This is a genomic window from Streptomyces sp. NPDC058469, from assembly GCF_042721125.1.
Taxonomy (GTDB): domain Bacteria; phylum Actinomycetota; class Actinomycetes; order Streptomycetales; family Streptomycetaceae; genus Streptomyces.
The window spans coordinates 1-21,462 of the sequence record NZ_JBHXME010000023.1 but is presented as its reverse complement, the minus strand read 5'-3'; the positions used below and the strand labels follow the sequence as shown (position 1 = coordinate 21,462).

Genomic DNA, 21,462 nt, shown 5'->3' with positions numbered 1-21,462 from the left:
CCACCCTCATCAGGCGTGCGGGCAGGCTTTGCCACGGCGTTTCGTCCTGGTGTTCTGGCTCCCCGGCCCTCTTTTTCCCGGCCCTGAGCCCGAGCTCGAACGTAAGACCGGATGCGAGCCTGAACATAAGGCAGTCCCGCTTCCTGTCAGCCCGTGCCCCATCTCCTCTGACCCATCCCTTGCGGGTGAGCCGTCGACGCGAGGGGAAGACGTGGGAGGAGCATCCGATGGCAGGGAGCCCCCGTATCGCCGACGGCCCAGTCGCTTCTCAGCAGGGCTTCACCCAATAGACCCAGGACCAGTCGGCGGAGGCGTCTGTGTCGTAGGCACCCGCATCCGTCCAGCGCGTCACGTGGTCGGAACTCCTGAATTGCGCGCGGGTTCCAGGGGTCTGGTTGTTGATCCACGATCCGAGACTCGTCCACGGGATGTAGTACTCGCGGCAATCGTACATTGGAATAGGATCACCGGTGAAATTCGGTCCGGGGTAAGCACAGAAGTATTTGTACCCGCAGCCGGCCGCTATGGCGGCGGTACCATTCGTCCTCTTGCTGTCGACGGAATTGCCGGCCTGCAGCGAGAGCGCCAGGGCAGCTTCGTCGGCGGTGCGGATCCTGTCGACCGCTACCTGGGTCCCGCCCGTCTTCACCTCAGCCGTGCCGAATCCACGGGTCTTGGCCTGCGAGGCGAAGGGAGTCCCGGGGTTGTGTGTCGCTGCATCGGCGGTGCAGGCCATGGTGAGGACGGCTGAGAGACCGGTGGCGACCGCCACCATGCTACGCACCCATGTTCGACGGCTCGCGCCGTGGTTTTCGGTCATAGTGAAACTCTCCTCGAAGAGACCCTGTCGGTTGACTTCATCGAATCTAGGACTGCCGAAGGAATGACGCATCACCTTTCGGCCTCACCCGAATTCAGAGGCCGTCCGCCTACCGCCGGGTTACTTCACCGGTGAGTTCTGGGCTCTGACACAACCCTGGGTCCGGTCACGAATTACCTTCATTGCGTTGACTGTGCGGCCATTGCGGAGCCCGTGGCCGATGCCTCGAGAGCTCGATTGCTGGAGCCCACGACCCCCGGATTCCCAGCTCACCGATCCCCAGTGAGCAGGCCCAACCAACGACGCCTCGCTGCCGACGCCTCCGGTTGGCTGCGACAACGCGGGCTGCGCAGCCTCCGGCAGGAGCCGCGCTCCGGTGGCCCAACTGATCGAGAGCCGTGAGGGAGACTCGGCCGATCGAGGAGGCGTGGAAGTTGTCCTACCTGACGATGGTGATGTCCTATGGCACTCCCAAACCGAGTTCTTCCGTCGCGCGGTGGGCTCCGAGTGCGACGACGTTCCCCGCCGGCGAAGATGACCGTCGGCAGCGCAACGGCTTCCCTGGCAGCCCGGTACCCGCCTATTCCGAGCAGTCCGTCTCGATGACGTCAGGCTTGAGACCGTGTCCCACGCCCGCAGGCGCAGCCGGCCGAGTCAGCCGGGTGGGCTTCCGCTCAGACGGCCGTGGCGGCGAGACGCCGGAAGAGCTCCCGGGTCGCAGAGCCGGCCTCGGCGCAGTAGACGATGAGGCGTTGACCGGTCTCGGGGATGTGGAGTACCTGGCACTCGTACTCCAGTGGCCCGAAGGTGGCGGAGTCGATCTTCTTGATAACCCGGCGCCGTACCTCGACGTCGTGGGTCGCCCACATCTCGGCGAAGCGTGGTGAGGTGCCGAGGAGTTCGGTGACGAGTCCTTCGATCCCGCGGTCGCCGGGGTGGAGGGCATAGGCGGCGCGCAGGTCGGCCACGGTCGCGCGGGCGAACGCGATCGCCGACTCGTCGTCCCAGCGGTGGTCGTCGAGGGCCTCGCGGAACATCCAGCGGACGAGGTTGCGGTCGTCCTTCGGTGCTCGCGCGATGCTGCTGATGAAGTGCGCGGCGAGCGCGTTCCAGGCGAGGAGGTCGTACTTCGCGTCGACGACGTAGGCCGGCACCTCCGGCATGCTGTCGAGGAGGCACCGTACTGCGGGAGTGAGTTCGCGGGCCGGGCCAGCGACCGGGGGCGGGCTTTCGTCGGCGACGCGGAAGAGGTAGTCCCGCTCGTCGCGGGTGAGCAGCAGTGCCCGGGCCAGCGCGGAGAGCACCTGACGGGACGGGTTCGGGCCACGGCCCTGTTCGAGCCGGATGTAGTAGTCGATGGACATTCCGGCGAGTTGGGCGACCTCCTGCCTCCGCAGACCGGGCGTGCGGCGGCGCAGACCGTCCGGCAGACCGACGTCCCGAGGTTTCAGGCGAGCCCGGCGAGCCCGCAGGAACGCCGCCAACTCCTCGCGCAGGATCATGCCTCCATGCTGCCTCAGCCCTGGCGGCCGTGGGTGGTATCGCCGGTACCAGCTTCACCAGGTCTCTGGTGGGCCGGCGACGGGCGCCGCAGGGTCGGGGCATGACACTGATTGCGCTGATCACAGGCGCCAACAAGGGCATTGGCTACGAGACCGCCCGGCTGCTCGGCGAGCGCGGCATGACCGTGCTGGTCGGCGCACGGAGCGAGGAACTCGGGCAGAAGGCCGCACAGGCACTGCGCGAGGGCGGCGTCGATGCCCGGTTCCTCCAGATCGACGTCACTGACGACGCGTCCGTCCAGCGAGCCGCCGACCACGTGGGCGCCGAGTACGGACATCTCGACGTCCTGGTCAACAACGCGGGCATCGTCGGCGACGTCGAAGGCGCCCGTGGCGGACCGAGTGCCGCCACCCGGGCCGCCCTCCGCCAGGTCTTCGAGGCGAACGTGTTCGGCGTGGTGGCGGTCACCAACGCGTTCCTGCCGCTGCTGCGGAACGCCGAGGCGGCTCGTATCGTCAACGTCTCCAGCGAAGTCGGGTCGCTGACCTTCATGAGTGATCCGGAGCATCCGCTCCATCAGCTGGCCACGATTCCCTACCCGGCGTCGAAGACCGCGCTGAACATGGTCACCGTGATGTACGCCAAGGAACTGCGGGACACCCCGATTAAGGTCAACGCCGCCAACCCCAGCCACTGCGCGACCGACCTCACCCGCCACACCGGCTCCCGCACGCCGGAGCAGGGCGCCTTGGTGAGCGTCGCGCTGGCCACGCTGCCGGCCGACGGTCCGAGCGGGCGGTTCTGGGGCGACGGCGCCCCGGCCGCGGACGCGGAACTGCCCTGGTGATCCCCTGAAGGAATCACCACTCCCGCTGATACCGACCCGCTCAGCACAACACAGCACCTGACCCCTCGGTCGATGACCGCGTGGAGAGGCGTGATGTCGAAGTCGGCCCAGTTCCTGTTATGACGCACCAACGCACCGCATCTCCTGTGTGCCGGACGGAATTTGGCACACAGGAGAGAGGACTCGTAGTGAGTCAGCAGAACAAGCACCGCGGCATCAACCGCCGCAGCATGCTGCAGATCGCCGGAATAGCCATCGCTGGTACGGCAGGTGCTGTCGGAGGGGTCTCGTTCGCCGGCGGCAGCGCGAGCGCGGCGCTGGCGGACTGCACCGGGACGCCGTCGCCCACCGGCAGCGCGGTCGGCACGGCGACCGCCCGGCCCACCTCGGAGTTCGCTCACCCGGGGCTTTTGCACACGCATCCCGACTTCGACCGTATGGCGGAGAAGGTGAAGGCGGGTGCCCAGCCGTGGAAGGCCGGCTACGAACGGCTGGTGGCGAACCGGCATGCGCAGAGCACCTGGTCCCCGCGCGCGATGCCCACCGTGATCCGGGGTGGTGCCGGGCAGAACTACCCGACGCTCTACAACGACATTCACGCCGCCTACCAGAACGCGCTGCGCTGGAAGGTCACCGGCGAGACCGCTCATGGTGACGCCGCCCGGAACATCCTCAACGCCTGGTCCGGCACCCTGGCCAACCTCAACGGCAACGCGGACCGCTTCCTGGCCGCGGGGATCTACGGCTACCAGTTCGCCAACGCCGCCGAGATCATGCGTGGCTACGACGGATTCGACGTGGCCCGCTTCAAGAAGATGCTGCTCACCATCTTCTACCCGATGAACGACCGCTTCCTGACCACGCACAACGACGCCTACATCACCAACTACTGGGCGAACTGGGACCTGTGCAACATGGCCTCGATCCTGGCCATCGGCATCTTCTGCGACGACCGCGCCAAGGTCGAGCAGGCCGTCGACTACTTCAAGAACGGCGCCGGCAACGGCTCCATCAAGCACGCCGTCCCCTTCATCCACCCCGGAGGCCTCGGCCAGTGGCAGGAGTCCGGCCGCGACCAGGGCCACGCCACGCTCGGCATCGCGCTGATGGGAACCCTCTGCGAGATGGCCTGGAACCAGGGCTACGACCTCTACGGCTACGACGACAGCCGCTTCCTCAAGGGCGCCGAGTACGTCGCCAGGTACAACCTCGGCCAGGACGTCCCCTATACCGCCTACACCTGGGGCACCGGCCGCTACGGCGCCCGCCAGACCCAGCCCGGCGTCTCCCCGGCGTCCCGGGGCGCCGAACGCCCGGAGTGGGAGCTGGTCTACAACCACTACGTCAAGCGCAAGGGCCTGTCCGCGCCCAACGTGACCGCCTTCGCCCAGAAGACCCGCGCCGAGGGCGGCGGCGGGGACTACGGCCCCAACAGCGGCGGCTTCGACCAACTCGGCTTCGGGACACTGGCCTTCACCCGGTAGCCGGTCACCGTGGTGGTGCCCCGGCGCCGTTTCAGGAGAGCCTGGAGAGCTGGGCCACCGCGAGCGGGTCGGCCGGGGCGCCGCGGGTGAGGTACTGCGGCACCGGAGCGGCGTCGTCGCCGGTGTCCCTGACGATGCCGTACCGGACGTAGCCGAGGCCCGGATCGTCCGAAGGGGCGTGACGGATGTCGTCGCTGACGTTCTGCCGGCTGCAGGAGGCGACGATCAGGGCGTACTTGAGGCCGCTCAGGTTGAGATTCAGCGTGACGGTGCCGTCGAGGTAGTAGTACTCGTTCTGCCACATCTGCTGGGCGCCGGCCGGCAGCGTGGCGTAGCCCAGGGGGCGGTTCCCGAGCCAGGTGTGCGCGTCGGTAGTGCCCGGTTGCATGTCGTCCATCCGGCGACCACCCCCGGAGGCCACGTGGAACAGCTTGCCGCTCAGCCTGGTCCAGGTGGGCATCGCGAGGCCGCCAGGGAAGACCGTCACCTGCCAGCGCACGAAGAAGTAGCCGCGCCCGCTGATGCGCAGGTTCTCGCCGCGGTGGTTGAGGACGTACATCTCCCCGGTCGCGCCGGGGTGCCGGTTGCCGTACGTGCCCGACATGGCGACGGGGGCGGTCTGGGGACGTGCCGGGAGTTCTCCTGGTGGAGTGTCGGGGTTCGGGGCGCTCTCCGTACGGTCGATGTTCTGGCCGTAGACGGGGGTGCTCGGGACCGCCGACCGGTTCGGGATCGCGGTGGGCCCGGCGGTGGTCGGGCTCGTGCGTACCGGTGTCGGTGAGTGGATGGCGACGGTGTGGTGCCGGGGCGGCGGTGAGTGCAGTACGGCGTATCCGGTGATCGCTCCTCCGCTCACCACCATCGCGCCCGCCGTGAGTGCCACCGCGGGCTTCGCCATCATGTAGTGGACGGCGTTCGCGAACGGCGTACCGGCCATGCCCACGGCGTGATGTGCGGCAGCGCCCGTGGCTGCCGCGGTGTGGGCCGTGCCGAGCTGGTGGAGCAGTACGGTCGCCCCGAGTCCTGCCGAGACGGGCACCAACGCGAGCCCGACGAGCAGTCTTTCGGCCGGTACCAGGTCCTGCCCGAGCGCGTCGCAGGTGGCGCAGGCGCGGACGTGCCGGGCGATTCGCTTGCGCCACAGCCCCGCCGGATTGCCGTCCCAGTCCGCGGTGAGCTGGGCCAGGTCGGGGCAACGGGAGACGGCGCCGAGCGCGCGGACGACGATCCGGGCCGACTCGAGCCGTTCCCTGAGCCGCTGCACGCGCACTGCGGTGTGCTGCGGAGTCAGTTCGAGTGCGGCGGCGAGTTCGGCTCTGGTGAACTGGCCGGATGCCTCCAGCCACCACACCGAGAGCAGTTCGCGTTCTGCGGGATCAAGCCAGCGGGTTGCCTCGGCGACCTCGCGGCGCTGGCCCGACAGGCCCAGCCGGAGGATGGTCGCCTCGACGAAGTCGGCGCTCGGATCCTGTGCTTCGAGCACCTCGTCGAGGAACCCCGGAGCGGGGCGGCTCTGCTGTCCGCGCCACCGTTCGCGGACCTTCTGCATCGCGATGGCGACCAGCCAGGAGCGGAAGAGTTCCGCCTCGCGCAGGCTGTCGAGGGCGGAGACCATGCTGATCATGGTGTCCTGGACCACGTCGTCCACATCGAGGTGGCCGCCGAGCGCCCGTCCGACGACGTTGTAGACGAACGGCAGGGAGCCCGCGACCAACTGGTCGAGCGCGTGCTGGTCTCCGTCCCGGGCGGCCGTGACGGTTTCGGTGTCGGGCATGTCTACTGTGCGCATCGGCTCTCTCGCAGCATCACCGGAGGTGCATCGTCATCTAGAAGAGGGGACGAGCACGCACCGCATAACCGAAATCGGGTGGGCGATCATGGGCGGACGTGATCGTGCCGCACGCTGGTCCGCTCCGTCGGCGACAGGGCCTCCTGGTGCCTGGGGGCGTACCCCGAGCTACCTGGAGGCCCTGCCTTCTTGCTGTTGACCGGTGGAAAACCCCTTCTCAGAAGGTCAGTTGACCCGGACGATCTTCCAGAGCTGGTCGTTCACACTGACGTCGGTCCACTGGACGACGGCCCCGCCGTTCGCGGTGGAGGACCCGGCGACACCGGCCAGCAGGCCGCTGTTCGTGTTGGCGACCTTGTAGTAGCCGCCGCCCGCGTCGGTCAGGGTCCACTTCTGGGAGGCACCGCTGGTGGCGGCGTTCTGGACGATGGCCGCGCCGACGGTGGTGGAGCCGTTGTTGATGTCGAGTTTCAGCCCGCTGTTGACGTTGGTGACCGTCCACGCACCGCCGGTCTGGGACTGGAAGCTCCACAACTGGCATACACAGGCGCTGTTCTGCCATTGCTGGGCCGCCGTGCCCGCGGTGGTGGAGGCGGCGGGTATGTCGAGGTACTTGCCGCTGTTCTTGTTGACCAGGACGTACTGGCCTGTGGCCAGGTTCGGCGGGGCGATCTGGGTGAGGTTCCACCGCTGGGTGGCGGAGGCTGTGTCGGTGCTCTGGTCCACCGTGGCGCCGACGGTGGTGGAGGCGCCGGGGATTTCGAGGGCCTTGCCGTTGACCCGGTTGGTGATCGTGAAGCCGCCCGCCGGGTTGGGCGCTACGGCCCACTCGTGGTCGGCGCTGCCGTTGTCGTCCCACTGCAGGATCTTGGCGCCGTTGGCGGTGGACTGGTTCTCCACGCCCAGGACCCTGCCGCTGGCCACGTTGAAGATCTTGAAGTAGCCGGATGCCTGCTGGTCGAAGCGCCACTGCTGGTCGGTGGCGCTGTCGGTGTTCTGCTGGGTGGCGTAGGTTCCGTTGGTGGTGGAGCCGCCGGCGATGGTGAGTTTCAGGTTGCTGTTGGCGTTGGAGGCGGTGTAGGTGGCTCCGTCGGAGATGCCGCCGCCCAGGTCGATGGTGCTGTAGGTGACCGAGTTGACGCCGGTGCTCCTCAGCCGTCCTCCGCTGAAGACCTCCAGGCTGTGCCCGTCCGCGAGCGGGAGCATGCCCCGGCTGTAACCGGCGGCCACGTTGGAGGGGATGCGCGTCCAGGCGCCCGCGGCACCGTTCTGGGTGTTGAGGAACAGGTCGGACGTGCTGTTGGCGCTGACCACCAGGGTGCCGTTGGCGCCGCCGGTGGGGAGCCAGGTGACGAACGGGGAACTGGTGGGCACGCCACCGGAGTTCAGCGCCGTGCCGGCGACGGAGCCGAACGCCTCCGGGTCGGCGGAGATCTTGTAGTAGACGGCGAAGTTGCCCTCGGGGGCACCGCCGTACTCGTACGTCATGACGTAGTTGCCGTTGGGCAGCCTCGCGACGGTGGGCATACCGGGGCGGCTGCTGTAGGTGGGCACCGCCACGTCATCGACGACCGGGCCCCAGTTGACGCCGTCCGTGGTGACCTGGTGCACGATCTTCTGGCCGTGGGCCGGGTCACGCTGGTCGGAGTAGTAGGCGATGAGCTTGTTTCCGGAGACCATCAGGAACGGCTCCCACACCGGGGTGTTGCCGTTCTCGCTGATGGCCGCGCCGCCGATGGCGATGTTGCTGACGAAGTTCCAGGTCACCCCATGGTCGGTGCTGGCGTACATGTCGATCTTGATCGCCGACCGGTCGCTGGGGACCGAGGCGCCCGTGGCCATGATGGTCCCGGCGGGGAAGTTGCCGATCGCGGTGGGCAGTTCGTACAGGTCCGGCTCCCAGCGCATTCCCCAGCCGTTCTGGGTGTCGGTGACGCTGGAGATCTGGGTCCAGGTGTTGCCGTTGTCGGTGCTGCGGTAGATCGGCAGGACCGGGGTGCCCGAGGTCCACTGCTCGTACGTGGCGAGCATGGTGCCGTTGGACGCCCCGCTGTACTTCATGCGCATTGCCCGCGGGTAGAGCGTGCCCGGGGAGGGGGCGTTGGCCAGCGGGGCGGCCAGCGTCTGCGAGGCGCGGGAGACGGCGTGCGCCTTGCCCGCGGCGGGGACAAGGAGCGTGACGGCTGCTGCGATCAGCGAGAGCAGCATGAGGAGGACTGTGGCGGGGTGGGGACGGGGGACGGCGCGTTGTCTGGCGCCTTCCGGTGTGATGGACATGTGCGGCTCCCAACATGCGGTGCACGGGTGGGTGTTGGTGCCCGCCGCTTCCGGAACGTCCCGGAACGGCAGCGGCGGGTGGCTCTTGGGTACGCCGGCCGGAGGGGGGCACGGATGACGTACGACGGCATGCCGGTGGACGCGGGCATGCTCATGGGTGGGACGACCGTCGACGACAGATGTCGGTGACAGGTACGGGCGCGCGGTGGTACGGGGACAGGTCCTGCGGCCTACCGGTCCTGGTCGGCCGTTGCCGGAGGTACGCCTCTTGGGCTTCTCCGGGGAGGGTGTCGAAGTCGGGAGGTGCTCAGGTGATGTGGCTTGCCGTCGGCTCCTGGCGAAGCGGCGCGGGCGCCGCCGTCGAGGAGCGGACGACGAGCTCGACCGGGGGCGTACTCGCCGGCGGAAGGTCTTCGTCGGGCTTCTCGATGGCATGCACGAGAAGCCTGAGTCCTTCCTTCGCCGCGGCGTCGAAGGGCTGGCGCACGGTGGTCAGCGGCGGAGTCACGTAGGCGAAGACGGGGTTGTCGTCGAAGCCCACGACGCTGACGTCTTCCGGCACGCGTCGGCCGGCTTCCAGCAGTGCGTGGATCAGGCCGATGGCCATGTCGTCGCCCGCCGCGAACACCGCGGTCACAGTGGGGTCGGCAGCCAGTTCACGGCCCGCCGCGTATCCGGAGGCGGCCGACCAGTCGCCCTCGATGACAGGGGGTGCGGTCCTGCCCCTTTCCTCCAGTGCCGCCCGCCATCCCGCGAGACGGTCCTTGGCGGCGTACCACTGCTGAGGACCGGCGAGGTGATGGACCGTCGTATGTCCCAGATCCAGCAGGTGCTCGGTCGCGGCCCGGGCCAGGAGGTCGGAGCCGACCCCCGCGGTCACGGTCCGGGAGGCGGTGAAGACCGGGGGTGCACCGAGGAAGAGGACCGGCACGTCGGCGCGGAGGGCGACTGCTCCCTCGTCCACCGGCTCGGAGATGACGATGCCGTCCACGCCCTGTTCGAGCAGTGAGCCCACGGCGCCGGCGATGCCCCGTTCGTCGCCTTCCAGGGTGCTGACGACACGCAGGGCGTAGCCGGCGTCCCGAACGGCTCGCTCGATGCCGACGAGCAGCGAGGCGACACCGTATCCGGCGGTCCCGAGCGTCACCACGCCGATGGAGCGGGTTCGACCAGAAGCCAACATCCGGGCCGCGTTGTTCAGCCGGTAACCGAGCTTTTCCGCGGCTTCGAGTACCCGCCGACGCACCTCGGCGGAGACGTGCGGCTCACCGTTGAGGACCCTCGACACCGTCTTGCGCGAGACTCCTGCCACGCGGGCCACGTCCTCACTGCGCGGCAAACCAGGGCTTGCGCCCAGTCCTACCACTCGTGCCATGACGTCTCCCGATGACCGGATCCTCTGAATACCGCTAGGTCAGCTATATGACCGCGCGGTCAATGTCTACGGCTCGAGAGGTCGTGCGTCAAGAGTTCGGGCGACGCGTTTTCGCTCCACTTTTCCCGCCCGCACTGCCTGTATGACGCATCGAGCGAAGGGTCTTGACAGGAGGCCACTGGTTGGATTTATGGTCCTCGCGTTCCGATCGTCTTTGTTCGATCGTGTTTGACGCTGGTTGCTTCGACGGCCCGTCCTCTCCACCTCTCCGACCGACAGGCCCGGTCAGGACCCGACATGAACCGCCCCTCGTTCGGCCGGTCCACCAACGACAGTTCGTCAGTGGCCTGCCTCTGGGCGCCGACAAGAGCTGACGCCCGGAGAAAGAACCACCACCGTGTCCCCTCCCTTCACCCCTCTCAGCTCCCTCCTCGTGGATCCCGCCGCCGCTCGGGTCCACGAGGAGGGCTGGCAGTCCTGGAGCCCCAGTGGTGCCTACGCCCTCGCGGCCACTCCGCACCGGCCGACGAACGACAACTGGGCGACCGTCAGCCACCGGCCCGGGCGCACGGTCCCGGCCGGAACCTTCCAGGGGGAGGGGCTGCTGGCGCTGGACCCGGGTGACGGCTCACCGGTCCGGCTGTGGGCGGCGGCCGACCCACCGCACGCCGTACCGTCCATCCGGCTCACCGTCCGCGAGGGCCGCGCCGTGGTGAGCGCCGACGGACCCGTCACCGAGCACAGTCACCGCCCGGGCCCGGACGGCATCCAGGGTGCCCTCGCCACCTGGGCGGACGGGCTCGGCCTGCCCGCACCCCGGCCCGCGCCGACCGTGTGGTGCTCCAGGTACGAGCACTTCAACGCGGTGACCGAGGACGACATACACGAGAACCTCACCGCGATGGACGCCCTCGCCCTCCCCGTCGACGTCGTCCAGATCGACGACGGCCACCAGAACGCGTTCGGCGACTGGCTCACCCTCTCCGGCCGGTTCACATCCCGGGCCGGGCTCGCCGAAACCATCCGCGCGCGGGGCCGCAGGGCCGGCATCTGGACGGCACCGTTCCTGGTCGACCCGCGCAGCGAACTCGCCACCGTCCACCCCGACTGGCTCGTCCGGACCCCCGACGGCAGCCCCCTCCGGGCGGGCCGCGACCGGGGCCACGACCTGTACGTCCTGGACACCACGCACCTGGCCGCGGCGGCGTACCTGATCGAGGTGTTCGCGGTGCTGCGCATCGAGGGCTACGACTACTTCAAGGTCGACTTCCTCTACGCCGGCGCGCTGGACGGCGTACGGCACTCGGGGGCCGACGCTCTCACGGCGTATCGCGAAGGCATCGCATTGATCCGCGAGGCGATCGGCCCGGACGCCTACCTGCTGGGCTGCCGCGCGCCGATCCTTCCCTCCATCGGCCTCTTCGACGCCCTGCGCGTCAGCCCGGACACGGCCCCGGCCCGCCACCCCGAGGCCGAGGACTTCGGCCAACCCGGCCTGGACCGGGCCGAGTTCACCGGCAGGGGACGCCAATGGCAGCACGGCCGCCTCTGGGTCAACGACCCCGGTCGCCTGATGGCCCGTCACCCGGTGGAGAGCCGCGAGCGCTGGGCGGCGTACCTGAAGACCACCGGCGGGCTGATGGCCGCCGGCGGCCGGCTCCTCTCCCTCGACGACTGGGGCCTCGCCACCACCCGCCGCCTGCTCGGCGCCTCCTCACTTTCCGCCGCTTCCGCCCCTTCCTCCATCGGAGCTGAGCACCAATGAATTCCGCACGTTCGCTGCGCGTCCCCGGCATCGCCTACGGCGGCGACTACAACCCCGAGCAATGGCCCGAGGAGGTCTGGGCCGAGGACATGCGCCTGATGCGTGAGGCCGGGGTGACCATGGTCAACGTCGGCATCTTCTCCTGGGCCCTGCTCGAACCCTCCGAAGGCGTCTACGACTTCGCGCGGATGGACCGCGTCCTCGACCTGCTGCACGCCAACGGCATCGCCGCGGACCTGGCCACCCCCACCGCGGCCCCACCCGCCTGGTTCTTCCGCGCCTACCCGGAGGCCCTGCCCGTCGACCGGGACGGCCGGACCCTCTCGTACGGCAGCCGCCAGACCTTCTGCCCCAGCAGCCCCGCCTACCGCCGGGCCGCCCTGTGCATCGCGGGAGCGCTGGCCGAGCGGTACGCCGGGCACCCGGCTGTGGCCATGTGGCACGTGCACAACGAGTACGGCTGCCACAACGCCGCCTGCTACTGCGACACCAGTGCCGCCGCCTTCCGCACCTGGCTACGCGCCCGCTACGCCGACGACCTTGACGCGCTCAACCACGCCTGGGGCACCACCTTCTGGTCCCAGTGGTACTACGACTGGGAGGAGATCCTGCCGCCCCGCGCCACCGGAGCCCCTCCCAACCCCACCCACCAACTGGACTGGCGCCGCTTCTGCTCCGACGAACTGCTCTCGCTGTGCACCGCCGAACGCGACAGCCTGCGCCGGGCGGCCCCCGACATCCCCGCCACCACCAACCTGATGGTGCTGCGCACCTTCGACGCCCTGGACTACTGGCGCTGGGCACCCGAGTTGGACATCGTCTCCAACGACCACTACCTGATGTCCGACGACCCGGAATCCGACATCGACATCGCGCTCAGCGGCGACCTGATGCGCTCCCTCGCCGGCGGCCCCTGGCTGCTGATGGAGCACTCGACCGGCGCTGTCAACTGGCAGCCCGTCAACCGCGCCAAGCATCCCGGCGAGATGCGCCGCAACGCGCTCGCCAACGTGGCCCGCGGCGCCGACGGCATCTCCTTCTTCCAGTGGCGGGCCGCCAAGGCCGGTGCCGAACAGTGGCACTCCGCGATGCTTCCGCACGCCGGCACCGACAGCCGGATCTGGCAGGACGTCGTACAGCTCGGCGCGGACCTCAAGGCCCTCGCCGAGGTGCGCGGCAGCACCGTCGACGCCCAGGTCGCGATCGTCTGGGACTGGGATGCCCGCTGGGCCCTGGAGCTCCCCTCCCAGCCCAGCGGCGAACTGCGCTTCCAGGACCTGGTCCGGGACTGGTACACCCCGCTGTGGCGGGCCGGCGTGGCAGTGGACTTCGTCCGGCCGGACGCCGACCTCGACCGCTACCGCCTGGTCCTGGCACCCAGCCTCTACCTGGTCGACGACACGGGCGCGGCCAACCTGGCGGGCTTCGCCGAGCGCGGCGGCACCTTGGCCGTCGGCTTCCACAGCGGCGCGGTCGACGAGAACTGCCACGCCCGTATGGGCGGCTATCCCGGTGCATTCCGGGACGTCCTCGGCGTGCGCACCGACGAGCTCTTCCCGCTGCTGCCCGGCCAGACGCTCCAGCTCACCGGGCAGGTCCCCGCCGGCGCCACCGCCACCCTGTGGTCCGAGCGGATCCGGCTCACGGGCGCCGAACCCGTCGCGTCCTTCGCCGACGGACCGCTTGCCGGAACGTCGGCGGTCACCCGCCACACCCCCGGACGCGGAACCGCCTGGTACCTGGGCACCCGCCCCGACCCCGTGACCCTCTCCGCCCTGATGGACCGCATCCGCAAGGAGGCCGACGTACAGCCGGTACTCACCGGTGCGCCCGCCGGCCTTGAGGTCGTTCGGCGAACCGGCACCGATGCCGACTACCTGTTCCTGATCGACCACGCCGGAGCCGGTGCCGAGGTCCCCGCGGACGGCGTGGAACTCCTCACCGGCAAACCGGTCTGCGGGGCGGTCACCGTCCCTGCCGGAGGCGTCGCGGTGGTCCGCGAGCCACACTGAGACGGCAGGGAGCCGGCCTCTGCGAGAGCGCCGCACGCGATGCCTCCGCCGGCTCCATGCCCCGTATGCCGCGAGCCCGCTCGCTACCACGGATTCCGGGCACATATGGGCCCTAAGCCCTCTATGCTCGAATTGGGCAGGTGAGGAAATGGGCCCGGACGCAGAGCACGCCACCACCGCAGGGCCGGACGAACACGGGCTGCTACGCCTCGGAATCGCTTCGGCCGTGGAGGTACTGCACGGGCTTGGCGGCATGATCCATCGGGACCCCGCGGACGGCGGTCCCATGCTGCTGGCCGCGCACACCGGGCTCTCCGATTCCTTCGCCAGGGCGTGGGAGGACGTAGGGCACGGCGAAGCGGTGGCACCCGCCCGCGCTGTCCTCACCCGCTCCTTCGCGTGGATGCCGGCGCACGGGGACCGGGATTCCCGCGTCGGCACGGACCGCCTGCCCGTCGGCAACGGACTGGCCTCCGTCCCGGTAGTGACCCGGGACGGCCGGACAGGTGTGCTGTCCGTCCTCACCTCCGCGTCCCAGGAGCCGGACGCGGAGGAGCAGCGGGTGCTCCACGCCCTGGCCCATTGCATCGAGGAACGGCTGTGCTCGGTCCGGACGGCCAGGAGTCCGGCGGAGACCGGAGGGCGCCGCGACGGTGAGTCCCCGGAGATCCGCCGGGGCCCCCAATTCGGCATCTGGGACTGGGACTTCACCAGCGACACGGTGAGCCTGGACGAATCCGCGGTGAGGATCCTCGGATTCGACACGGACACCTTCGACGGGCGAATCGACGCATGGCAACGGCTGGTTCACCCCGAGGACCTGCACCGGGTGCTGACCTGGGCGGACCAGGCGCGCCGCGGCCCGAGCGCGTACGCCGTCGAATGCCGGATCCGCCAACACGACGGCGACTTCCGCTGGGTGACCTGGCGCAGCCGTGACCGGGGCGACGGGAACGACGGAGGCGCCCGGCTTAGCGGCACGGTCAGGGACGCCACCGACAGCAGACTCACCCGGGACCTCATCGACCACGCTCTGCGGCAGGCCAACGACGGAGTCCTGGCCCTCGACGGCTCATGGCGCGTCGCTTTCGCCAGCAGCGGTGCCGAGCACCTCCTCGGCCTTCCCGAGCAGCTGTCCGGCCGCTGCCTGTGGGAGGCCCTACCGGACCTCCGCACCCTCGGCGTGGAGGAGGCCGCCAGGCGTGCCGTCGCGGACGGCCGACCGATCGGCCTGGACGTGCCGTGGTCCGCCCACCAGCGGTGGCTACGGATGCGACTGGTTCCGGTGACCGACGGCCTGACGGTCTACCTCAGCGATATCACCGGCATCCAGCGGCATACAGCCGAGCAACTCCCCGTGGACGCCGCTGTCGGCTCGCCGACCACCCCGATCGTGGCGCTGACGCGTGCCCTCGCAGCGGCGGTGACCGGGCAGGACGTGGTGGACACGGTGAACGAGTACATGCTGCCGCTGTTCGGCGCGACAGCGGTCGGCGTCTGGGTCGTCGAGGCCGGGCGCGTGTTCCTGATCGCCGTCGTCGGCGCACGGAAGGAACTCGTGGACCGGGTGGAGGCAGTCCCGGTCGAGGACCTCCCGGATGTGGCCCAGGCGCTCCTCGACGGCGTGCCCAACTTCATTTCCTCGCCGGAGGAGTTCCTCCACCGCTACCCCGCGATGGCTGACATTGTCGCCCTGAGCGGAAAGCAGGCGTGGGCGTACTTGCCGCTGATCGTCTCCGGCCGGAGAGTCGGGATCTGTGTCATCACCTACGACCGGCCGCAGATGTTCCGTCGCGAGGAACGCACACTGTTCACGGCGCTGAGCGGCCTTGTCGCCCAGGCCATGGAGCGCGCCAGGTTGTACGACGCCGAACACACCCGAGCCCAGGAGCTGCAGCGCGGACTGCTTCCCCGCGTCCTGCCCTCGGTGCCTGCCGTCACCGCGGCCGCCCGCTACCTGCCCGCCGGGACGGACATGGAGGTCGGCGGCGACTGGTACGACGTCATCCCGCTGTCCGCGGACCGGGTCGCCCTGGTCATCGGGGACGTTATGGGCCACGGTCTGTCCGAGGCCGCGACCATGGGACGGCTCCGGACCGCCGTCCGTACGCTCGCGGACCTCGAAATGCCCCCGGACGAGCTCTTCTCCCACCTTGACGAGACGGTCGGCGGCTTGGGCGAGGACTTCTACGCCACGTGCCTCTATGCCGTGTACGACCCCGCCGACCGCCGCTGCTCGGTCATCACGGCCGGCCACCCACCGCCTGCGGTGGTCCGTCCCGACGGCACCGCCTACTTCCTCGATCTCCCGTGCAACCCCCCGCTCGGCGTCGCGGCGCCGCCCCTGGACATGGCAGAGGTGACGCTCCCCGAGGACAGCCTGCTCGTGCTCTACACGGACGGCCTGGTCGAATCGGCCGGCCGTGACATCGACCAGGGCATGGCCCGACTCCGTCGGCGGCTCGGAACCGGGTACGGCGGCACTCTCGAACTCGACGGCCTGTGCGACGACCTGATCGCCGACATGCTGCCCGACCCGTACCGGATCAGCGACGACGCCGCTCTGCTGGTGGCGCGCACCCACGCTCTGGCCCCGCAGGACATCGCCTACTGGCAACTGCCCGACGAGCCCATGGCCGCGGGCCAGGCTCGCCACAGCATCCGGAAGCAACTCGCGGCATGGGATCTGGAAGAGCTGTCCATGACCACCGAACTACTCGTCAGCGAGCTGGTCGGCAACGTCGTACGGCACGCCGCCGGCGGGCCGATTACCGTACGTCTCCTGCGCAGCCGGACACTGATCTGCGAGGTCTCCGACGGCAGCCTCAGCATGCCGCGCATCCGGCGCGCGGCGGACACCGACGAGGGCGGCCGTGGACTGCAGCTGGTCGCGGCGATGGCCGACCGTTGGGGAGCCCGCTACACCCCTTCCGGAAAGTCCATCTGGACCGAGCAGACGCTGCCGACCTAGCGATGAGCGTTGTTCAGCCTGAATTCGCTGGTCATGGGGCTGGCATGAGCGGGGCTGAAGTGCTCGTGCCGGTCGGGGCCTGATCGGTGGCGGGTGATCGTTCGTCAGCGCTGGATCTCGGCGTTCGCCAGCACGAGGAGAACTCACAGGAGCGTGGTCGCGTATCGGGCGTTCACGCGGACCTTGGTGAGGATCTGCCAGTTCTTCAAGTCGCGAAGCCATGCTCATTCGCCGCGCGTTCGCGGCTGATCAGTTTGTTCGCCTCCTTCTGGGCGGTGCTGAGGGGATGGCGCGAGTCGCTCTGCGGGCGGTGGTGACCTCATCGGCCCTGCTCGACAGGCATGCTCCTTCTCCGGGTGAGCTGTCGAAACGAGCACAGCTGACAGGGGACTGAGGGATCGAGGTCAACAGTTGATTGCGAGGCTCAGTTCTGCGATGTCCCGGGGGTCATTGATCGACCTGCCGAGTAGTTGTTCGAGTCGGCGCAGCCGGTAGCGGACCGTGTTGGGGTGGACGTGAAGGCGTGCGGCCGCCTCGGAGGCGGAGCCCTGGTGGTGGAACCAGGCGGTGAAGGTGTCCAGGAGCAGGGTGCGATCGGCGGCGGTCAGTCGGTCGAGTCCAGCGAGGGTTGTCGCTGCGAGGTCGGCGGTGACTTCTGCGGCGGCAGCAGCGGTGACGGCGATCGGATGCTGGTTGAAGGCCGTGATCGGGCGCTGGTCGGTGCTGGCGCGCAGGGCGATGCGGGCTTGGCGGAGGGCGTGGGCGCTGCCGGTGAGATTCGGATAGGCGTTGCTGAGGCCAACACGGCCTACATGCAGATGGTTGAGCACCCCGATGACCATCTCGATGTCGAGGGTGTCTGCCGGTGTAGCGACGATGCCGGTCTGATTGTCATGGGTGACCGTCCATGCGGACGCCAGCCCGGCCGTGGTCAGCCGCTGCCGGATGCCGGGCAGTACCGGTCTGCCCGGTTCGGCTACCGCCGCAGCTATGACGAGGTAGGTTCCGTGACCGGGGAACCGAAGGATGTCGGCGGCTTCCCACAGGCTGGTGCCGGTGAGGTCTTCGCCAAGGATGGCCTGGACCAGCGCGGACTGCTGCTGTTGCTGTGCGACGGCTTGTGCGGTGGCTTCTTCGCGGTAGCCCTCGGCCATGTCCTGCGTATAGGTGTCCAGGATCAGCCACATGTCGGAAGCTGCCCGGGTGATCACTTCTGCGGATGCGCCGACCGTGCCAGCGGTGTCGGCGAGGCGCTGCCACAGGTGGCGGGCGCCGACTCGGTAGGCGGCCATGACCGCGGCCAGGGGCATACCGGCACGGGCACGGGCGCGGCCGTACTCGCGGGTCTGTAGCGGAGTGATGGCGGGAATCCGGCCGATGTTGCCGAAGATGTAGGCGACGTTGGCCAGTGACGCGGCGTGCAGCGTTTCGGTCGGCACAATCCCGGTGGCGTAGAGAGGAACTGCGGCCTGGATGCGCCGGGTCATCTCCTCCGCGAGCTCCTCACTTTCGGCCAGAAGACGGGTACCGAGTGCGGCGACCTGCTCGCCCACTACATCGACCACGGGCTGTTCCATATTCCAAATGCTAGCGGCTGAGCCTCACGGAAATCGGAGGGATGCGTGGCTTGCTTGTCCTGGGGACCAAACCCGGGCTTCGATCCCAGTGACGGTCACCAATGACAGCGATGGTCATGGGATCTGAGAATGAGAGCCGGTTGCAGCGACTTTTCGACGATTCGGTGGCGTACGCATGACGATTTCGCAGAGGGAACAGCAGGAGGTCAACGCGGCGAACGCGTCCGGTCGTCCGCCTGTGGTGTTTGTGCACGGGCTGTGGATGTTGGCCGCGAGTTGGCAGCCCTGGCGGGATCTGTTCGAGGCCGAGGGCTACGCCACGCTGGCGCCGACGTGGCCGGACGACCCGGACACGGTCGAACAGGCACGCGCACACCCCGAGGTGTTCGCGGGGAAGAAGGTCGCACAGGTCACGAACCACATGGCCGAGGTGATCGGTGCTCTCCAGCAGAGGCCGGTGATCATCGGACACTCCTTCGGCGGCGTGATCACCGAGCAGTTGGCCGGCCGTGGGCTGGCCACAGCCTCGGTGCCGATCGACCCCGGGCCATTCCGCGGGGTGTTGCCACTGCCGCTGTCCGCTCTACGAGCGGCGTGGCCGGTCATCGGCAATCCGCTGAACTACCGGCGGGCGGTCGCCCTGACCTATCCGCAGTTCCGTTTCGCGTTTGCCAACGCGGTCGGCGAAACGGAAGCCCGAGAGCTCTACGAGGCGTTCCCGGTGGCCGGCTCCGGCAAGCCGCTGTTCCAGGCCGCAGTAGCCAACTTCAATCCGTGGACCCAGATCACTGTCGACACCCTCAACCCGCAACGGGGCCCGATGCTGATCATCGGGGGCGAGAAGGACAACATCGCACCTCGCGCAATCGTTGCCGCCTCTTACAAGCGGCAGCTTCGCAACGCGGCCCCGACCGAGATGGTGCAGATTCCGAACCGGGGTCATTCGCTGGTCTTCGACCGTGGCTGGCACGAGGTCGCCGACACCGTGCTGGCGTTCCTCAAGGGACACGAGTAGCCCGACCAGGCTCGGTCGGGCGGGGAGGCGATGGGCTGACAGCAACTCGCGGCGGCGCTGCGGCTCGAGCCGGTTCGGCGAAGTCCAAGGTGTAGACGCGCGGTCCAAGGCGAAGCACCTGGTGGCGCGGGGCTGACCGGCCGACGCGGCAGGTCCTCCTGTGTGACTTGCGGGCGGCGAAACCCCTGGTCGGTACACGAAAGACTCAGAGGCCGGGGACTACGGCAGCCGCCAGCTTTGCCGCGGCGAGGAGTTCGTCGCGGGACGTGCCGGACGCAGCCTCGACATTGAGTCCCTGCGCCGCGGCGACGACGCAGAGCGCCAGGGCGCGGCAGTCCGTGTCCTCGGAAAGGTCGCCGTCGGCCACGGCCTTCTCGAAACGTTCGAGCAGGGCCTGACGGGTGCGGCCGCGATGGGCGGCCAGGAGGGCGACGACCTCGCGGTCCTCTTCAGCGCAGGCCAGCCCACCCTGCACGGTCAGACAGCCGGCCGGGCGGTCGGGCAGGGTGGCCGCCTCGGCGGTTCCGATCAGGAAGCGGCGCACGGCGAGGCGGGCGGTGGGTTCGGCCAGCGCCTCGATCAGGTAGTGGGCGCGTTCGCCCGCATAGAGTTCGAGGGCCTCCTCGAGCAGAGCACGCTTGTTTCCGAAGGCCGCGTACAAGCTGGGCGGGTTGATGCCCATCGCGGCCGTGAGGTCGGCAATCGACGTGCTCGCGTACCCCTGCCGCCAGAACAGCTCCATGGCGGTGTCCAGTGCGGCGTCCCTGTTGAAGGCGCGCTTGCGGCCTCGCGGCATCTCTCATCCTCCTGCGTCCGGTCGTCGACCATTCTCCGGCTTGCCTTTTCTTATCGATTGCTACATTGTAGATCTCGATAACTTTAGCGATCGCTACACATATGTGGCTACCGCAGAAACGAGGAGCGGATCATGGGCAAGCTGGATGGGAAGACCGCAGTCGTCACCGGCGGCACCAGCGGCATCGGATTGGCCACGGCGAAGCTGCTGGCCCGCGAAGGCGCTCACGTCTTCATCACTGGCAGGCGCGCCGACGCCCTGGCCAAGGCCGAAGCCGAGATCGGCACGAACGTGACCCCCGTACAAAGCGACGTATCCAACCTGGATGACCTCGACCGCCTGTGGGAGCGCGTCCGGCACGAGCGGGGCTCGGTCGACGTGATCGTGGCCAACGCCGCCTTCGTCGAGCTGGCCACCCTCGCCCAGGCCACTCCCGAGCACTTCGACGCCACGTTCGACACCAACGCCCGCGGCACGTTCTTCACCGTGCAGAAGGCGCTGTCACTGCTGAACGACGGCGGGTCGGTGGTGCTGGTGTCCTCTTCCGCGCACCTGATCGGCGCGCCGCCGTACACCGCCTACTCGGCCACCAAGGCGGCCGTGCGCTCGTTTGCCCGCAGCTGGGCCGCCGACCTCAAGGAGCGCGGCATCCGCGTCAACTCCGTCAGCCCCGGCCCCATCGACACGGCGATTTTTGAGGCGCAGACAGGAAGCCCGGAAGACGCCGATGCCCTGCGCGAGCAGATGAAGGACTTCGTTCCGATGGGGCGGGTCGGCCGGCCGGAGGAAGTGGCCGCCGCCGTCCTCTACCTCGCCGTCGACGCCACCTTCACCACCGGCACCGACCTCCTCGTCGACGGCGGCCAGACCCAGATCTGACCCACCCCGCCACCGGTGTCACAGCCGGCCAACGTAGTGCTCAGTCGGAGGGCGGGAGCGGGCGCGGCAGTCCGGTCGCCGGGTCGGTCTCGGGTACCAGGCCGGTGTGCGGGTCCTGGGCTGCGCGCAACCGCTCGATGTGGGAGGCGGCCGCGCGCTGCTCGGGGACGTCCCCGAGCAGCAGGTCCGCGATCTCCACCGCGTCGCAGTGGGCCCGCACGGTGGGTGCCGCTCCTGGGTGGTCGACGTAGTGCCCACCGCCCGGAGCATCCGGGGCCCAGCAGCGGGCGATGAGGCCGGCCGCGTGGTCGGTGGCCGTACGGCCGAACTCGGCGAGCTGCTCCGCGAGTTG

The 21,462-nt window shown here is 69.1% G+C and carries 14 protein-coding genes and 1 pseudogene; 7 read left to right on the top strand and 8 right to left on the bottom strand.

The annotated features are described in order from the left end of the window. Positions 1-268 precede the first annotated feature (268 nt). Together ACFWP5_RS13955 and ACFWP5_RS13950 are read right to left on the bottom strand one after the other, a co-directional pair. Entirely contained in the window at positions 269-820 is a 552-nt protein-coding gene (locus ACFWP5_RS13955; protein WP_384154807.1) for a hypothetical protein, read from the bottom strand. Between the two features lie 674 nt (positions 821-1,494). After that, entirely contained in the window at positions 1,495-2,322 is an 828-nt protein-coding gene (locus tag ACFWP5_RS13950) for a helix-turn-helix transcriptional regulator (RefSeq protein WP_384154805.1), read from the bottom strand. Positions 2,323-2,423: 101 nt separating this feature from the next. Between ACFWP5_RS13950 and ACFWP5_RS13945 the strand changes: the two genes are divergently transcribed. Together ACFWP5_RS13945 and ACFWP5_RS13940 are read left to right on the top strand one after the other, a co-directional pair. Next, positions 2,424-3,170: an SDR family oxidoreductase gene (locus ACFWP5_RS13945; protein WP_384154803.1), complete on the top strand. Its 747-nt coding sequence runs from the start codon at positions 2,424-2,426 to the stop codon at positions 3,168-3,170. Positions 3,171-3,358: 188 nt separating this feature from the next. Next, positions 3,359-4,654 carry an alginate lyase family protein gene (locus ACFWP5_RS13940; protein ID WP_384154801.1) on the top strand — a complete coding sequence of 432 codons (1,296 nt, stop codon included), beginning with the start codon at positions 3,359-3,361 and terminating at the stop codon, positions 4,652-4,654. A 31-nt stretch (positions 4,655-4,685) separates the two neighbouring features. On the opposite strand, the gene ACFWP5_RS13935 is transcribed toward ACFWP5_RS13940, so the two are convergent. The 3 genes from ACFWP5_RS13935 to ACFWP5_RS13925 all read right to left on the bottom strand — a co-directional run bounded on the left by ACFWP5_RS13935 (position 4,686) and on the right by ACFWP5_RS13925 (position 10,095). Continuing rightward, positions 4,686-6,428: an RNA polymerase sigma factor gene (locus ACFWP5_RS13935; RefSeq protein WP_384154799.1), complete on the bottom strand. Its 1,743-nt coding sequence runs from the start codon at positions 6,426-6,428 to the stop codon at positions 4,686-4,688. A gap of 240 nt (positions 6,429-6,668) precedes the next feature. Further along, the gene (locus tag ACFWP5_RS13930; protein ID WP_384154797.1) at positions 6,669-8,720 is read right to left on the bottom strand and encodes an RICIN domain-containing protein; all 2,052 of its coding nucleotides are present in this window, start codon (positions 8,718-8,720) and stop codon (positions 6,669-6,671) included. Positions 8,721-9,027: 307 nt separating this feature from the next. Further along, the gene (locus tag ACFWP5_RS13925) at positions 9,028-10,095 is read right to left on the bottom strand and encodes a LacI family DNA-binding transcriptional regulator (RefSeq protein WP_384154795.1); all 1,068 of its coding nucleotides are present in this window, start codon (positions 10,093-10,095) and stop codon (positions 9,028-9,030) included. Between the two features lie 397 nt (positions 10,096-10,492). Between ACFWP5_RS13925 and ACFWP5_RS13920 the strand changes: the two genes are divergently transcribed. The 3 genes from ACFWP5_RS13920 to ACFWP5_RS13910 all read left to right on the top strand — a co-directional run bounded on the left by ACFWP5_RS13920 (position 10,493) and on the right by ACFWP5_RS13910 (position 16,843). Then, complete coding sequence (locus tag ACFWP5_RS13920; RefSeq protein WP_384154793.1) at positions 10,493-11,860, top strand: glycoside hydrolase family 36 protein; 1,368 nt, start codon at positions 10,493-10,495, stop codon at positions 11,858-11,860. Next, the gene (locus ACFWP5_RS13915; protein ID WP_384154791.1) at positions 11,857-13,872 is read left to right on the top strand and encodes a beta-galactosidase; all 2,016 of its coding nucleotides are present in this window, start codon (positions 11,857-11,859) and stop codon (positions 13,870-13,872) included. Before ACFWP5_RS13920 ends, ACFWP5_RS13915 begins: the two co-directional genes overlap by 4 nt. Before the next feature lie 148 nt (positions 13,873-14,020). Then, positions 14,021-16,843: a SpoIIE family protein phosphatase gene (locus ACFWP5_RS13910; RefSeq protein WP_384154789.1), complete on the top strand. Its 2,823-nt coding sequence runs from the start codon at positions 14,021-14,023 to the stop codon at positions 16,841-16,843. A 404-nt stretch (positions 16,844-17,247) separates the two neighbouring features. On the opposite strand, the gene ACFWP5_RS13905 is transcribed toward ACFWP5_RS13910, so the two are convergent. Continuing rightward, positions 17,248-18,420, bottom strand: a complete 1,173-nt coding sequence (locus tag ACFWP5_RS13905) for a PucR family transcriptional regulator (protein WP_384154787.1) — start codon at positions 18,418-18,420, stop codon at positions 17,248-17,250. Positions 18,421-18,595: 175 nt separating this feature from the next. On the opposite strand from ACFWP5_RS13905, the gene ACFWP5_RS13900 reads away from it, so the two are divergent. Beyond that, a complete protein-coding gene (locus ACFWP5_RS13900; protein ID WP_384154785.1) occupies positions 18,596-19,435 on the top strand; it encodes an alpha/beta hydrolase in 840 nt (279 codons plus the stop codon). A 205-nt stretch (positions 19,436-19,640) separates the two neighbouring features. On the opposite strand, the gene ACFWP5_RS13895 is transcribed toward ACFWP5_RS13900, so the two are convergent. After that, positions 19,641-20,231, bottom strand: a complete 591-nt coding sequence (locus tag ACFWP5_RS13895; protein ID WP_384154783.1) for a TetR/AcrR family transcriptional regulator — start codon at positions 20,229-20,231, stop codon at positions 19,641-19,643. Positions 20,232-20,363: 132 nt separating this feature from the next. On the opposite strand from ACFWP5_RS13895, the gene ACFWP5_RS13890 reads away from it, so the two are divergent. Then, positions 20,364-21,110 carry an SDR family NAD(P)-dependent oxidoreductase gene (locus ACFWP5_RS13890; protein ID WP_384154781.1) on the top strand — a complete coding sequence of 249 codons (747 nt, stop codon included), beginning with the start codon at positions 20,364-20,366 and terminating at the stop codon, positions 21,108-21,110. Between the two features lie 40 nt (positions 21,111-21,150). On the opposite strand, the pseudogene ACFWP5_RS13885 reads toward ACFWP5_RS13890, so the two are convergent. After that, positions 21,151-21,462: pseudogene (locus ACFWP5_RS13885) on the bottom strand (acyltransferase); the annotation flags it as partial.

Bases quoted from the DNA above. Each gene is read 5' to 3' on its own strand.
- ACFWP5_RS13935 (WP_384154799.1), bottom strand. From the start codon at position 6,428: ATGCCCGACACCGAAACCGTCACGGCCGCCCGGGACGGAGACCAGCAC.
- ACFWP5_RS13955 (WP_384154807.1), bottom strand. From the start codon at position 820: ATGACCGAAAACCACGGCGCGAGCCGTCGAACATGGGTGCGTAGCATG.
- ACFWP5_RS13930 (WP_384154797.1), bottom strand. From the start codon at position 8,720: ATGTCCATCACACCGGAAGGCGCCAGACAACGCGCCGTCCCCCGTCCC.
- ACFWP5_RS13925 (WP_384154795.1), bottom strand. From the start codon at position 10,095: ATGGCACGAGTGGTAGGACTGGGCGCAAGCCCTGGTTTGCCGCGCAGT.
- ACFWP5_RS13945 (WP_384154803.1), top strand. From the start codon at position 2,424: ATGACACTGATTGCGCTGATCACAGGCGCCAACAAGGGCATTGGCTAC.
- ACFWP5_RS13950 (WP_384154805.1), bottom strand. From the start codon at position 2,322: ATGATCCTGCGCGAGGAGTTGGCGGCGTTCCTGCGGGCTCGCCGGGCT.
- ACFWP5_RS13910 (WP_384154789.1), top strand. From the start codon at position 14,021: ATGGGCCCGGACGCAGAGCACGCCACCACCGCAGGGCCGGACGAACAC.
- ACFWP5_RS13905 (WP_384154787.1), bottom strand. From the start codon at position 18,420: ATGGAACAGCCCGTGGTCGATGTAGTGGGCGAGCAGGTCGCCGCACTC.
- ACFWP5_RS13900 (WP_384154785.1), top strand. From the start codon at position 18,596: ATGACGATTTCGCAGAGGGAACAGCAGGAGGTCAACGCGGCGAACGCG.
- ACFWP5_RS13890 (WP_384154781.1), top strand. From the start codon at position 20,364: ATGGGCAAGCTGGATGGGAAGACCGCAGTCGTCACCGGCGGCACCAGC.
- ACFWP5_RS13895 (WP_384154783.1), bottom strand. From the start codon at position 20,231: ATGCCGCGAGGCCGCAAGCGCGCCTTCAACAGGGACGCCGCACTGGAC.
- ACFWP5_RS13915 (WP_384154791.1), top strand. From the start codon at position 11,857: ATGAATTCCGCACGTTCGCTGCGCGTCCCCGGCATCGCCTACGGCGGC.